Source organism: Salinivibrio sp. IB643 (assembly GCF_001996105.1).
GTDB classification, from domain to species: Bacteria; Pseudomonadota; Gammaproteobacteria; order Enterobacterales; family Vibrionaceae; genus Salinivibrio; species Salinivibrio costicola.
Genome location: NZ_MUFF01000002.1, coordinates 40991 through 55707 on the forward strand (window position 1 = coordinate 40991; position 14717 = coordinate 55707).

Annotated in this window: 14 protein-coding genes; 10 read left to right on the forward strand and 4 right to left on the reverse strand. The window is 51.4% G+C overall.

From position 1 onward, the window contains the following. Positions 1-197 precede the first annotated feature (197 nt). From BZG77_RS01145 to BZG77_RS01155, 3 genes are all read left to right on the forward strand, one after another. Positions 198-455 carry a type II toxin-antitoxin system Phd/YefM family antitoxin gene (locus BZG77_RS01145; protein WP_077645866.1) on the forward strand — a complete coding sequence of 86 codons (258 nt, stop codon included), beginning with the start codon at positions 198-200 and terminating at the stop codon, positions 453-455. Further along, entirely contained in the window at positions 443-742 is a 300-nt protein-coding gene (locus tag BZG77_RS01150) for a type II toxin-antitoxin system RelE/ParE family toxin (protein ID WP_077645867.1), read from the forward strand. Before BZG77_RS01145 ends, BZG77_RS01150 begins: the two co-directional genes overlap by 13 nt. 153 nt (positions 743-895) lie before the next feature. After that, on the forward strand, positions 896-1417 hold the full coding sequence (locus BZG77_RS01155) for a GNAT family N-acetyltransferase (protein ID WP_077645868.1): 522 nt from the start codon (positions 896-898) through the stop codon (positions 1415-1417). 108 nt (positions 1418-1525) lie between these two features. On the opposite strand, the gene BZG77_RS01160 is transcribed toward BZG77_RS01155, so the two are convergent. Further along, positions 1526-3157, reverse strand: a complete 1632-nt coding sequence (locus BZG77_RS01160) for a glycoside hydrolase family 13 protein (RefSeq protein ID WP_077645869.1) — start codon at positions 3155-3157, stop codon at positions 1526-1528. 218 nt (positions 3158-3375) lie between these two features. On the opposite strand from BZG77_RS01160, the gene BZG77_RS01165 reads away from it, so the two are divergent. The 7 genes from BZG77_RS01165 (at position 3376) to BZG77_RS01195 (ending at position 9873) form a co-directional block, all read left to right on the forward strand. After that, on the forward strand, positions 3376-4302 hold the full coding sequence (locus BZG77_RS01165) for a LysR family transcriptional regulator (RefSeq protein ID WP_077645870.1): 927 nt from the start codon (positions 3376-3378) through the stop codon (positions 4300-4302). A gap of 236 nt (positions 4303-4538) precedes the next feature. After that, a complete protein-coding gene (zwf, locus tag BZG77_RS01170; RefSeq protein ID WP_077645871.1) occupies positions 4539-6041 on the forward strand; it encodes a glucose-6-phosphate dehydrogenase in 1503 nt (500 codons plus the stop codon). After that, a complete protein-coding gene (pgl, locus tag BZG77_RS01175) occupies positions 6038-6763 on the forward strand; it encodes a 6-phosphogluconolactonase (RefSeq protein ID WP_077645872.1) in 726 nt (241 codons plus the stop codon). Before zwf ends, pgl begins: the two co-directional genes overlap by 4 nt. Positions 6764-6774: 11 nt before the next feature. Continuing rightward, a complete protein-coding gene (gnd, locus tag BZG77_RS01180; protein WP_077645873.1) occupies positions 6775-8223 on the forward strand; it encodes a decarboxylating NADP(+)-dependent phosphogluconate dehydrogenase in 1449 nt (482 codons plus the stop codon). A gap of 113 nt (positions 8224-8336) precedes the next feature. Further along, on the forward strand, positions 8337-8618 hold the full coding sequence (locus BZG77_RS01185; protein ID WP_077645874.1) for a DUF134 domain-containing protein: 282 nt from the start codon (positions 8337-8339) through the stop codon (positions 8616-8618). Between the two features lie 339 nt (positions 8619-8957). After that, positions 8958-9470, forward strand: a complete 513-nt coding sequence (locus tag BZG77_RS01190) for a NifB/NifX family molybdenum-iron cluster-binding protein (protein ID WP_158011401.1) — start codon at positions 8958-8960, stop codon at positions 9468-9470. Then, positions 9463-9873, forward strand: coding sequence for a PaaI family thioesterase (locus BZG77_RS01195; protein ID WP_077645876.1), 411 nt, complete (start codon positions 9463-9465; stop codon positions 9871-9873). The genes BZG77_RS01190 and BZG77_RS01195 overlap by 8 nt, the downstream gene beginning before the upstream one ends. A 10-nt stretch (positions 9874-9883) precedes the next feature. On the opposite strand, the gene BZG77_RS01200 is transcribed toward BZG77_RS01195, so the two are convergent. Genes BZG77_RS01200 through BZG77_RS01210 form a run of 3 tightly spaced genes read right to left on the reverse strand, consistent with a single transcriptional unit; the run spans position 9884 to position 14678 of the window. Then, the gene (locus BZG77_RS01200) at positions 9884-10855 is read right to left on the reverse strand and encodes an L-threonylcarbamoyladenylate synthase (protein ID WP_108743918.1); all 972 of its coding nucleotides are present in this window, start codon (positions 10853-10855) and stop codon (positions 9884-9886) included. A gap of 8 nt (positions 10856-10863) precedes the next feature. Further along, positions 10864-13311, reverse strand: coding sequence for a DUF2309 domain-containing protein (locus BZG77_RS01205; protein WP_077645877.1), 2448 nt, complete (start codon positions 13309-13311; stop codon positions 10864-10866). Next, positions 13311-14678, reverse strand: coding sequence for an NADH-quinone oxidoreductase subunit L (locus tag BZG77_RS01210; protein ID WP_077645878.1), 1368 nt, complete (start codon positions 14676-14678; stop codon positions 13311-13313). The genes BZG77_RS01205 and BZG77_RS01210 overlap by 1 nt, the downstream gene beginning before the upstream one ends. Between the last annotated feature and the right edge of the window lie 39 nt (positions 14679-14717).

A 14717-nucleotide genomic window follows, 5' to 3' on the forward strand; every position in this document is an offset into this window, starting at 1 on the left:
AGTGGTGCTTGGCGAGATCAACGCCACAAAAGAATTGAGTAGACATGTTTACCTCCGTTATTAAAGGTTAAAGGCCGCACCTAAGTGTGGCAGGCCTTCAAGAGGGAGAATCCATGTCATTCGTTAGCCGTCATGTAGCTTGCTATACTCAGAGTGATAGAATAGTATCACTTTAGTCTTCCTTTGGAGCAGCTCTCATGAAAGTAGAACTAGTTACATCACTCAAACGTCAAGCAACTAAGATCCTCGCTGATCTCCACGACACCAAAGAACCAGTATTAATTACTGAGCATGGTAAGCCATCCGCGTATCTAGTTGATGTTGATGACTACGAGTTTATGCAACATCGTTTAGCGATTCTTGAGGGGATAGCACGAGGTGAACGCGCACTAGCTGACGGTAAAGCGGTAAGTCATGATGAAGCCAAGGGCAAAATGTCAAAATGGCTGAAATAATCTGGACTGATCCAGCGTTATCTGACCTCAACGATATCGCAGAATACATCGCACTTGACAATATTGTTGCTGCAAAACAGTTAGTACAAACGATCTTCTCTAACGTCGAACGACTACAAACTTTCCCAGAGTCAGGTCGTATTCCACCCGAACTAGAACATTTAAGTTATCGTGAAGTTGTCGTTAATCCATGTCGTGTTTTCTATAAGCAAGACGGAGACAAGGTGTTTATTCTGTTTGTTATGCGTGCTGAGAGAGATTTGCGTAAGTTAATGTTGAGTAAGTAATGGCGGCTTTTACTTTACGTAGAAGCCGCCATTTTTATTGTGTGAGCTAAAACACATTTCCCCGTCACCTATGAGCCAAGATGATAGGAACCCTATTAGTATGGCGAACTGGTTAATAATTGAATAAATGGATTTATTATCAATAGCTTAAACATGGAAGCTCTCCCAGAAATCGAAGTGTCGAACGCACAGCATGAGGCTATTCAAGCGCTTAGAAACAAGGCATTTCCTGACCACCAAGTTTCCCGTTCTTACTATAAGCAGCTTCTCCACATGCGAGCTTTGCAGTACCAAGGTAATCAACTGATTGGTTGTATGGGTTTAGACTATAGGGCAGTGAATGTCGGTGGTGAGGTGTATAAAGTGTTAGGCGTGAGTGATTTTTGCATCGACAGCGCTTGGCAAAGAAAAGGGATTGGCTCGGGTATGCTGGCGCAACTGACTGACTATGCCAAAGACAAAGATGTTGATTTCATTATTCTCATCTCTGAGCTGCACGATTTTTATGTGGCTAATGGCTTTCAGCTTGTCAAGTCACATGCCTCTTGGCTACGCATTCATGAACACACCAACTATGGCGTTGCGGTCGAGTATGTTGATGAATTGTATGTAAAACCGATGACAGACAAATCATGGCCTACAGGGCATATGGATTGGCTTGGGTATATGTATTAATGCCTTCGGTAGACGTCGTTTATGGCGTGTAAGAGGGGTGAGTCGCCTTTGGCTGGGCGCCTGCAGCTATCTGCAGGCGCGTGATGATATCGGCGACTAAACGTCTTGCTACAGCATCACCGCAAACGACTCATAAGGAGCCAGTTTGTAGGTGGTGCTTAACTGTTTGACCGGATCCATATTGTAGCTAAGGCAAGTTAAGGCCTTATCGTGCCAGTGTTCGGGGAGGGTGATGGTTTGTTTTTGCTCGCTAAAGTTACTGACCACGAGAATACGGTGGGTATCGTCGAAGCGCTCGTAGGCGATCACGTCAGGGTGGGCTTCTTCTACAGGCGCAAACTGGCCATGTGCAATCACTGGGTATTGCTTACGGAGCTTGATCAGTTCGCGGTAGTGATAAAGCACCGAGCCACTATTTTCAGTCGCTCGTGCCACATTGATGGTGGGGTAGTTAGGATTAACCGGTAACCACGGTGTTCCTTGGGTAAAGCCTGCCTGCGGTGCGTTATCCCATTGCATCGGGGTGCGGGCGTTATCGCGACTGTTTTGGTATACCGCCTCCATCATAGTGTCGGGATCGACCCCTTCTGCCACACGCAAGTCGTAGAAATTGCGGGTTTCGATGTCTTGATAATCGTCGATAGACGGGAAGGCGACATTGGTCATCGCAATCTCTTCCCCTTGGTAGATATAGGGCGTGCCTTTCATTAAGTGCAAGGTTGTGGCGAGCATTTTTGCCGAGCGGGTTCGGTATTGGCCGTCGTGACCAAATTTGGATACGGCGCGCGGCAAATCGTGGTTGTTCCAAAACAGTGAGTTCCAACCGCTATCGGCCAGCTCTTGTTGCCATTTGAACAGTACCTGTTTAAGGGCGGCGACATCCAGCGGCACGGGCTGCCATTTATCGCCGTCTTTCCAGGTCGCGGTAATGTGTTCAAATTGGAACACCATGGAGAGTTCATTGCGTTCCGGTGCGCTATAAAGCTTGGCAATCTCCGGCGTTGCGCCCCATGTTTCGCCGACGGTGAGCAAGTCTTTGCCGCCAAATGTTGCTTGGTTCATCGCCTGCAGCAGAGGGTGAAGGCGCGGGCCGTTGCCAGTGATGCCTTTGTCGATCTCTTTACCAATTAAATCAATTACATCGAGGCGGAATCCGCCAATGCCTTTGTCAATCCACCAGTTCATCATCTTATACACGGCGTCATGGACGGCGGGGTTTTCCCAATTCAGATCGGGCTGACGTTTGGAGAACAAGTGAAAGTAGTACTGCTCGGTGTTTGGCTCCCATTGCCATGCGCTGCCACCAAAAATTGAGCCTTGATCATCCGGCGCACTGCCATCGGGTTTGGCATCACGCCAAATGTAAAAGTCGCGATAGGGACTATTTTTGTCTTGAAGCGCAGCTTGGAACCAAGGGTGTTCGTCGGAGGTGTGATTGACTACCAAATCCATCACGATTTTGATGCCGAGCGAGCCGGCTTTATCAATCAAGCGCGTCATGTCTTCCATGGTGCCAAATTCAGGCGCGATCGCGCAGTAATCGGAAATGTCGTAGCCATTGTCATCCATCGGCGATTGGTACACCGGTGATAGCCATAACACATTGACGCCGAGCCAATGTAAGTAATCGAGTTTCTCGATAATTCCGTTCAGATCGCCAATGCCATCATCATTGGTGTCGTAAAAACTACGTGGGTAGATTTGATAAACAACGGCATCATGCCACCAAGCGTACTGCATACCCATTACCTCTTTGTTTTTTATCAGTTTGAACACGCGTTCGATAATGGATATGAATGTACCTGCCCAAGACGGGGATTAAAAATAGATAACTCTCTCTTTGTTATAGCTATATGGCTATACCAAAGAGTGAAAATAAACCTATTTAACGGCTATGATTGATGCGAGTAAGTGTTTTAAACTATAACGGTTAAAGCAAAAATGTGAACGGTGATGCAATGGACGTAGAAAAAGCGGCAAGTTATTTTTTGGCTGTGGCTGAGAGTGGCAGCATCAAAGCCGCAGCGTTAAAGCTAGGGATCAGTCAGCCTACATTGACCGCGCAAATCCAAAAGTTAGAACAGCGTCTATCAAGCCAATTATTAATAAGGCATCCGCGTGGCGTCAGTATGACGGCTGCTGGCGAGCTTTATTATCAGCACGCAACGGCCCAACACGCTGCGCGCCAACGATTACAAGCACAGTTGCATGTGTTACAAGCCAGAGAAGCCGGACAGGTTAAGCTAGGGACGGGAGAAGCCTGGTGGCCTTTGTTTGTTGAATCGGCGGTGGTGGCGTATCAAGCCGAGCATCAGTGTTCGGTGCATATGGAGTTTGGTAATCGGTTGGCATTAATGTCATCGCTTTTAAATGGCGATATTGATGTTTTTATTGGCCATGAAATTAGTGAACTAATTGCCACCAGTCAGGTGCGTTTTACCCCGTTGTTCCAAGATACAGAAGCTTGGTTTGCACATCAGGATCATCCTTTGTTTGACCAATTAAAGCGCCACCATCAGCCGGTGTTGTCAGCACATCTTTTTGACTGGCCATTATTGCGAGTGACACCCGATCATCCTCGCCATGCCCACTTACTTTCTCGCCCTTTACCACCGTTGCTAAACCTTCACCCGCATGCCTTTGATCTCGACTCACTCTCAGCCAGCATCTCGTTGTTGCAACGTACGCATGCTGTCATGCCTTACACCGATAAAGCCGCGTCATTTCTCGGCGCTAAGGGAATTAACATGCTTTGGGTTAATGCAGAAAAACGGGGCAACGTGGGTGTTTATACCGCATACGGGGCGAAAAGCGATAAAGTCTCGCAGTTCGTTACGTGTCTGCTGGAAAGCGGCACTGACTGGATGGCGAGCGATATCGATTGAGCACCTCTTACCAGTGTGGGGCAGCTTATTGACGAATAAAGTGCTAGACTGAAGTGCTTTTGTCGCACATTGAATTGGTCGTGCTGGCTGCAAATGTAGGGATGAGTTAGCCGGCTCCATATTTCAGTGGCGATATCAATGGCATCAATAGGTAGGGCCAATTACCAATTTGGCCAATGCGCTGCTAATTTGTGGCGCAAATCACATGCAGTACCTTTATTATCAAAGGAAAGATGATGGTAATTCCAGAAAACAGCAGTATTGTTATTTTTGGTGCATCTGGCGATCTCACCTTCCGCAAGCTGATCCCAGCCCTGTATCATTTGTATGCGAACAAACAGCTGCCTGCGTCTTTCGCAATTCTTGGCGCAAGCCGCACTTTCTATAGTGACGAGTCGTTCCGTGACAAGCTCCGTCGCTCGATGCAAGAGCTTGAAGACACCGAGCCTGCCACGCTCGACGCCTTTATGGCGCACGTGCATTATCAATCGTTCAATATCTCTGACACCCACGAATATGACGCGCTAACAGGGCGTTTAGACGAATTGTCCGAACAATATGGTTTCACCCAGCGTAATACGCTGTTTTATCTTGCTACGCCGCCGAAGCTGTACAACTTTATTCCTGCCTGCCTAGCCGCACATGGCTTAAATGATGAAAGTAACGGTTGGAAACGCTTGGTGGTCGAAAAGCCGTTTGGTTATGACTTAGCCTCCGCTCGTCAGTTAGACAAAGACATTCACGCCTGCTTTGCAGAGCATCAGATTTACCGTATTGACCATTACTTAGGCAAAGAAACGGTACAGAATCTGTTGGTTTTCCGTTTCTCCAATGCGATGTTCGAGCCGCTTTGGAACCGCAACTTCATTGACTATGTTGAAATTACCGGTGCGGAGCATCTTGGCGTAGAAGGTCGCGGTGGCTACTACGACCAATCAGGTGCAGTGCGCGATATGTTCCAAAACCACTTGCTGCAAGTGCTTGCGCTTGTGGCGATGGAGCCGCCTGCACAGATCAATGCTGATGCAATGCGTGATGAGGTGTTTAAAGCGCTGCAATCGCTCGAGCCGCTCTCTGAAGACGACCTGCACAATAACTTGGTGCTGGGTCAGTACACTGAATCGCAAGTTGGGGGCAAAGCATTACCCAGCTATCGTGATGAGCCAGGTGTCGCCGAAGACTCGCGCACTGAAACTTATGTTGGCCTGAAGATGTTTATCAACAACTGGCGTTGGAATGGGGTGCCCTTTTATGTGCGCACCGGTAAACGCTTGCCAACACGCGTGACCGAAGTGGTGATCCACTTTAAACAGACTCCGCATCCTGTGTTCGGCAAAAATGCGCCCGAAAACCGCTTGGTGATCCGTATTCAGCCCGACGAAGGCATTCAAATGAGTTTCGGTCTGAAAGAGCCGGGTGCAGGCTTTAACGCCAAAGCGGTAAACATGGATTTTCATTATACGTCGTTGGAAGAAACCCAGATGCTGACGGCTTACGAGCGTTTATTGCTTGATGCCTTAAAAGGCGATGCAACCTTGTTTGCCCGCAGTGACGCGGTGGAAGCCTGCTGGCAGTTTGTTGAGCCAATTCTCCAATACAAGGATAATGGCAAAGCGCTATATGGTTATGCCTGTGGCACTTGGGGGCCGAAAGAAGCCGATCACTTGCTGGCGCGAGACGACCATGCGTGGCGTTTCCCCTGCAAAAACCTCACAGACACGGAATACTGCGAACTATGATCAATGCCCGTATTTTTGATGACGCCGACGCGGTGGTCAATCACTTAGCTGACGCGATGCAAGCGTTCAGCGAGCAAGATCGTGCCGTACACATCTCGCTATCTGGTGGCAGCACGCCCAAAATGCTATTTAAGCGTTTAGCTAGTGATGACTACGCCACGGCGATTCAGTGGCAAAACTTGCATTTTTGGTGGGGCGATGAGCGCTGTGTGGCACCGGATGATGCCGAGAGCAACTTTGGCGAAGCCGACAAACTGCTGTTTAGCCAGATTCGCATTCCAGAAGAGAACATTCATCGCATTCGTGGTGAAGACGATCCGAACGTGGAAGCCGCGCGCTTTAGTGCGGAAATGCAAGCGCTGATCCCAAGCGAAAACGGCACACCTGTGTTTGATTGGATCTTGCTGGGCGTCGGTGGCGATGGCCATACCGCCTCGCTATTCCCGCACGATCCTCAGTATGACAATACCGCACTGGCGCTGGTGGCCTCGCATCCTGAATCGGGTCAAAAGCGTGTATCAAAAACCGCCCGTGTGCTGCGCGCGGCGAAGAAAATCAGTTATCTGGTGTTGGGTGAAGGCAAGCAAGCGATTGTACATGAGATCGCCACACATGAGCCCACTCAACTGCCATATCCTGCCGCCAATATCCGCAGTGCCAAAGGCACGACGGAATGGGTACTCGATGCCGCGGCAGCAAAAAAATTACCAGGACAGAATTAATGGAGAGCACGATGAAAGGTGATATTGGCGTAATTGGTTTGGCGGTCATGGGCCAAAACCTGATCCTCAACATGAACGACAACGGCTTTAAAGTCGTGGCACATAACCGTACTGCGGCCAAAGTCGATGAGTTTCTTGAAGGCCCAGCCAAGGGCACTAACATCGTTGGCGCTTATTCGCTGGAAGAGCTGGTTGAGAAGCTAGAAACGCCACGTAAGGTGATGCTGATGGTTCGTGCTGGTGATGTGGTCGATACCTTTATCGACAAACTGACGCCATTGCTTGAGAAAGGCGACATCATTATTGATGGCGGTAACACCAACTATCCAGATACCAACCGTCGTGTGGCAGCGCTGCGAGAAAAAGGCATTCACTTTATCGGTGCCGGTGTGTCTGGCGGTGAAGAAGGCGCGCGTTTTGGGCCATCAATTATGCCGGGTGGCTCTGAAGAAGCGTGGCCAGCGGTGAAGCCTATTTTCCAAGGTATCGCAGCAAAAACCGATACCGGCGAGCCATGTTGTGATTGGGTTGGACGTGATGGCGCCGGTCACTTTGTGAAAATGGTGCATAACGGTATCGAATATGGCGACATGCAGCTGATCACCGAGGCGTACCAGTTCATGAAAGACGGTCTTGGTATGAGCCATGATGAGATGCAGCAAGTCTTTACCGACTGGAACAAAACCGAGTTGGATAGCTACCTTGTCGAGATCACCTCGGACATCTTGGGTTATAAAGACGAAGACGGTGAGCCTTTGGTTGAGAAAATCCTCGACACCGCGGGTCAAAAAGGCACCGGTAAATGGACTGGGATTAACGCGCTGGATCTTGGCATTCCGCTGACCCTGATCTCTGAATCGGTATTTTCGCGTTGCCTGTCAGCATTGAAAGATCAGCGTGTCGCGGCAGAGAAGCTATTTGAAAAACACATTCAACCGGTTGATGGCGATAAAGCCGAGTGGGTTGATGCGTTGCGTCAAGCACTGCTGGCGTCAAAAATTATCTCTTACGCGCAAGGCTTTATGCTGATGCGTGAAGCGTCAAACGAGAACGGCTGGGATCTGAATTACGGCAACGTCGCGCTGATGTGGCGTGGCGGCTGTATTATCCGTTCGGCCTTCTTGGGTAACATCCGTGATGCCTTTGCTAAGGATCCTGACTTGGCCTTCTTGGGCTCAGATGCGTACTTTAAAGGGATCTTAGATAACTGTTTAGCGGCATGGCGTAAAGTAGCGGCGAAATCGATGGAAACCGGTATCCCAATGCCGTGTACTACATCGGCGCTGACCTTCTTGGATGGCTACACCACCGCTCGTTTGCCAGCCAACCTGCTGCAAGCCCAGCGTGACTACTTTGGCGCGCACACTTATGAGCGTCTCGATAAGCCACGTGGTGAGTTCTTCCACACCAACTGGACGGGCACCGGTGGTAACACTGCCTCGACGACGTACGACGTGTAACGTGGCAGACTAAGTCACTGCCAGTAATAATAAATAGAAAAGGGATGCATTGGCATCCCTTTTTGTTGGCATAAGCAATAAACTTGCTTAGCATAGGCGAAAAAGGAGACCCTATGCCGCGTCCTAAAATGCCCCGCCGTATCTGCGGGAAACCGCATACCAACTGTTTTAAACCCAACGCCATTCCACTCAGTGAGTTAGAGACGGTGACCATTGGTCTGGATGAGTTCGAAGCCATGCGCCTTGTTGACCATAAAGGGATGCAGCAACTGCAAGCCGCGGAAGTCATGGGCGTATCTCGTCAAACGTTAGCCAACCTGGTTAAACGCGCCCGCGCCAAAACCACCGCCTGCCTCGTAGAAGGCAAAGCACTGGTGTTTGAGTCAGAAGAGTAGTGTTGGGTTAACCATCTACAAAAATAAGGTCTGTGCTGCGCGTGACTAACCAAGGTGCTTTTATGGTTTACTAAACTGTAATTTCACGTCAATGATTGCCGTGAAAATGGGTATTTTTAAACCAATACTTCCATTTAATTATTGTCATTCATCATGCGACTTAGCAAGGATGCGCGCGTGTTCGAAAAAGCGTTTTGTCGCACGACGTTGCAGCTTGACGCGATCACTCTCCATATCTTTATGCGACAGCTCTCATTTTTCTCTCACAGAATAGTTTGCATATGCTACAAATCAAGAGTATTTTTGGCATATGCCATTTATATAAAGAGAGAACGGAAGATGACAATTGCCATTGCGATGAATCAAGACCGTCCTGCGGGGCATTTTATGAAAGCAGAACATTTCGCGCTGTTTGACGACGATGGCCAAGCACTTGCTCAATTCGCCAACCCACGTGTAACGGAAGGTTGTAGTGCCAAAAACGCCTTGATTGCGATGCTAAAAGCCAACCAAGTAACACGTGTGGTGACCCGTCATATTGGTGAGCATGCGTTAGCGGGGTTACTTGATGCTGGCTTACATGTGTATCAGCTCACCAATGGTCGCCTAAACCCCACTCAGTGGCTGTCGCCTGCGTACTGGCAACCGCTTACGGATGCCAGTCAAGGACGACCGGCGTTGCAGCGAATGAAGCAGCAAAAACCACAACAACAGAACGCCGCTTGTTACTCAGAGCGTGGGAAAGGTTGTGGCGCGCAAGGCCGCCGTTTAGGTCATCAAAATCGAGGGTGTGTTAAGCGGCAAGGTAAAGGCGGTCGCGCGAGTGGAAAGGGTTGCGGCTGCCATGACTGAATTACGCGTGATGCCGCCACGTTCGCATCATCAGTGTGTGGCTTGCAGTGACAACGGGCTATTTAATTTTAAATTTTATCAAGACGATAACAATGCCGTCACCGCAAAAGTCTGGTTAGAAAGCGCTTGGCAGGGGTATCAAAACCAGCTGCACGGTGGGGTGATTGCGACGCTTTTAGATGCGGCGTTGACCCATTGTACCTTCTTGTTTGCCCCGCAAAGTGTGACAGCGTCACTTAATATTCGCTATCACCATCCAGTGCCCATTGCGGTTGAGGCTGAGATACGTGCTTGGTGTGTAAAAGCGAAACACGGCATGAGTCGGTTGGAGGCAACGCTGACCGTTGCTGGCACTGTGTGTGCCAGTGCAACGGCAAGCTTTATGCAAACACGCGTGTCGTGAGCGTCAAAAACTAGCTGACGGCGCGGCGTAGGCGATCATGTACGGCAAGCCACGCTTCGCCATGAGGGGGCTGGGCGAGCCAGATTTCATCGACGCCGAGTTGGTCGGCTTGCGCGAGTTGGTGATATAACGCTTGCCCGTAGCGCGCGGCGTCATCCGGCATGGCAATGCAGACTAGATCATCCCGTGTCGGGGCGTCGCCAAAGTGAAGCAAGGCCGCGCGCTTTTCCGGATGGGGCGCTGGGAGATCGGATAAGTCTGCAGCCACCATCTGCAACCGGGTATTGGGTTGATAATGGCTTCCCACATTGCCGGGCACCACGGTGTCGTGCTGCTCGGGGGCGTCGACCGTTTCACCCAATACGGCGCTCAGCTCGCTGGCGGTGATTGGACCGGCGCGAAGTACACGGAATGGACGCTTGGTAAGATCGACAATGGTCGATTCCAGCCCATGCTGGCAAGGGCCGCCATCAATCACCGCGGCGATTTTTCCGCCTAAACCATGCATCACTTGCTCTGCCGTGGTGGGGCTGAGCTTTTTATACGGGTTCGCTGACGGGGCGGCAACGGCAAGCTGATGGGTGGCGAGCAGGTCCAATAACACAGGTTGCGCGGGCACGCGAAGCCCAATGGTATCTAATCCACCCGTGACCACTGGTGAAACATGCTCGGCTCGTGGCAGCAGCAGCGTCATCGGCCCTGGCCAGAAGGCATTCGCCAGCTTATATGCTTCATCCGGGATCGGCGTTGCCCACTCGGTGATCGATGCGACGTCACCGAGATGCACAATCAAAGGATGATTGGCGGGTCGCCCTTTGGCGGTAAAAATGCCCGCGACGGCGTCTGGATTGCTGGCATCCGCTGCCAGACCGTACACGGTTTCTGTAGGCACCGCGACTTGTTCGCCGGCTTTCAGTAGCTCGGCGGCTTGTGTTAGGTCCGTTGAACACTGCGCTGAGAGAAGTTGCGTTTTCAACGACATGCTCCGTTTTATTTTGCTACGTTCAGGTGATACCACTGACCCGAGCGATCGCGTTGCCATACTGCACCTTGCGCATCAATTTGCATCAAGTACAGCCAGCCGTGATTCGCCAGCGCGGCTATATCGTCATGGCGTGCAAGTATACTATCAATTGCCTCCCGAGGGGCAGCGATAAATACGCTTAATCGCACTGGCTGGTGGCGATATCGACGACCATCGTGCACGGATTGATGCGATAAGCCGATTCGTAAGTCGCCACCATTCCCTTCAAACACCCCAATATGGCCACCCACGATGTTATGTAGTAGTTTGTTTCCGCTGCCGAATTTTTCCGGTGCGGTGACAGAAGCAAAGTACTGCAGATTGATCCAATTGGTCACCACCATGGGCGCGGTGAGTATGGTTTCAAGCTGGCTAAAGTCACTGTCTTTGTGCATGTCGTATTCGTGTAAAAAGCTGCGACCTTGCAAATTAATCTGTCGAGACAGGGTGCGCGGGCCCACGATTAACGCCGCGTTGTCGCACAGTCCCCACTCAGGACGCATTTGTGCCCAGTCTTTGGCCCGTGAGGCAAAGAAGCGTTTGAGTTTGGATGCCTGGGTAGGCGCTTGAGCAAATTGGTTGGCGCGGGTTGCACGTGCTTGTTCGCTCGCAGCGGCCAGCCACGTTTGCCATTGGGCATGCTCGGGGGCCTGAAAGACATCCAGTGCGTCGGTGGTAGTGTTGTGCATGGCGGCATAAAAACGGGTGCTGGCGGGAATCGTTACGCCTTGCTGTGCCATGGCATCACGCACGTCGGCATCGTTAAGAAGCTGTGCGAGTACGCGGACATTCACCTCACCGGTTTGCCCACCGCAAGCACCACAGTCAAGCCCTGCTGCATGAGGGTTGTTACAGGTTTCACTGCCATGACCCACCAACAAGACGGCATCGGCTAAATGGTCAGCAATGCCCATGGCGCGCAAGATACCAGTGCCTAGCTCTGCTTTTTCTGCTGGGGTTAACGGCATATTGTCACGGGTGAGCGCCCAATCACTGTCAGTATGGCTGAGTCGATTTAGCGGGTTTTCGGTGCCAGAAATGCGTAATGCGCGTTTTAATAGGCTCACCAGTTTTAGCATGCCACCGGCTTCGACCATCCCTAAATTGGCGGCGGGCGCATCAAGGCTACGTTGCCAGCCGAGCTTGGTCATCCGCAACCAGCGTTCGGGGGTGGCATGAGTTTGTGAGGCGGTGATCGCCGGTGCCAATAAGCCGGGCATTTGCGGGCGTTGAATCTGGCTATCAGTGGGTTGATAGGCGATCGGCAAGCCAAAAAAGCCAGCAAAGCCAAGGGTTTGAATCCGATCAGATTGTGCTTCTAACGCGCGACGCATCGGTTCAGAGCGCACATCGATACAAAACACAGCTTGCAGCGTAGGAGAGGTGGCGAGAGTGTCGACACTGGCCTGCGCGGACAAGGCGTGTGCCCAAGGGCGCTGCTGACTGATTTCCAGCGCTTGCTGCCAAATCCACAACGGCGCGAGCTGTTGCTGTGCTTGGTGATACCAATGGCGCACATTCACCGCTTGGTGGTGCATGGACTGGCGAATGCTTGCCCACGCTGTTTCACGGTGTTTGGCAAGCCAGCGTGCCAGCACTGTATCCCACGCGAGTAAAATCGCGAACAGGCCCATGCCATGATCTTGCTGTTCACTGTCACTGAGCTGTTGTTGCCAATCTAACCAAGCCTGCCAGCTTGCCCAGCCCGATAAGCCATGCATCAGCGCGTGGCAATAGGCCAAGTTACCGTCTTGGTCGTGAAGGATCGGTTGCCAAAAGGCGGCCGCTTCTGCGATCAAGGCATCCATTTGGGTGGGCAGAGCGGCGAAATCGGCGAGCAAATCCACGCCAGTGAGGGTTTTAATGCCTTTATCTTGGCTCACCACACTCAACCAGCATTGATAAAGGTGTTCACCGCCTTGGCCTTGGGCATCAAAGCGCTGTGGGTATTGGTGATAAAGCGCGAGAAACTGGCTCACTTGCTGCTGGATTTCTTGCTGCCACGATAAGCCTTCTTGTGTTTCTCTGGTGTAGTCACACAACTCAGCCAATGGCTTCCAACGCGGGAGGTTACTGCTATGGCTACGCAGTGCACGCAGACAATCACTCACTGTTAATGCGCTGTCAGAGGTTGAAATGGCCTCGGCAAGATGTGCCTCACTAATGGGCGATTGCCAATGCGACAGATAGTACGCCGACGGCATTAGCGGACAGTGGCCACTTAACACCGCTTGCTCAGCAAAGACTTGCTCAATGGTGGTAAAGCGTTGCGGCCACCATGGGTTCACTGCAATCATTTGATCCAACGGCCAGCTTGGCGCAATCGCTGCGACCGCTTGCTGGGTGGCATCGCGAAAATCGCTCACATCGAGGGACTCAGGGTGTGCAGATACGTTGGGCGTTTTCGCAATCATTAACGCGTCTCCTTATGCGACTGCCATGGGGTCGTTTGTAGTTGGATTAAAGAAGCACTCGGCCACCATTTGAGTGTTAGGCGCGTCGCCCACTCATCAAGGTAAGCCCCGGCGTTCAGCCAAATAAACAGGCGGTTGACCCACGCTTTGTGAGGCCAGTACTGGACCGCCAGTGATAGAGCAAACAGCGCGATAAACAGCACCAGCGCAAAGGCATCGGCAAATAAATAGGTGGCATTTCCGCCCGCGACAAACACAATCAAGCTATGTTTAATGGCGGCGTAGAGCCCGAGCAGGCCAAGCGCAAACACGCTACTGAGCAGCACGCGTGTCGGGCGAGCAGCGCCTGGGCGGGTAAAGGCCGGTAATAGCAGCATGGCCATCGCCATCCACAGCAACCAACCGGCGGCCAAGCTATTTAAAATACCAACACTCAGATGCACGGCGACAATCAAACCGGCGGCGGTGGTCATCGCGGCAAGCCAATGGCAGCGACGCGGAACTGAGGCGTCAGCCAGTTGGGTTGCGAGCCAATGATTCACCCCATTGCCGCTGTTGAGGAAAGAGAAAGCCTTGTAGAAAGAGTGCGCCAACAAGTGCAGCAGCGCCAACTCGTAAAGACCTAGGGCGATCTCGACTAACATCAGACCCATTTGTGAGACGGTCGACCACGCCAGTTTTACCTTAATGCTCACGCGTGTCAGGCTCACCAGTCCTGCGACCAACGTACTGACGCCTGCGATAACCAGCAGGGCAAGGCTGGCACTGGGACTCGCCGCGAGCACCGGCGCAAACAGCATCAATAAGATCCCGCCGAGGTTGACAATACCGGCGTGCAGCAGAGCGGAGACAGGCGTTGGCGCTTCCACCACTTGAATTAACCAGCCGTGCAAGGGCAGTTGAGCACACTTGATAATCGCCACGCCCACCAACATAAAGGCGGCGATGCTCACGGTCAGCGTGTGAGGTTGCTGGCTGACTTGAAACATCAATTGGTCAATCTGCGCGGTTTGATAGTGGAAAAACAACAGTAAAAATGCGCCACCGAGTAGCAATTCGCTAAAGCGGGCGAGCAGCATTTTTTTGTGTGCCGCGAGTTGGGCGCGAGGCCGATGCGGATAGAAAAGAATTAAGCGACCCAGTGAGAGGCTAACCGCCACCCAAGCAAGCCAAAACAACAACAGGTGGTTGCTGACTAAAACCAATAAGACCGCCGACAAGGTGAGCAGCAAGGATGAAAGAAAGCGGTGTTTATCGGTTTGGCCTGCAAACGCAGTGGCACTGTATCGCCAGATAACACCGCCAAGAAGCGCAACCAGTGCCAGCAGTACCAGTTTGAGCGGCGTGACGAGAAGTAGGGATAACATGACTTACCTCACAACAATAGTTATGCGATACATTGTGAA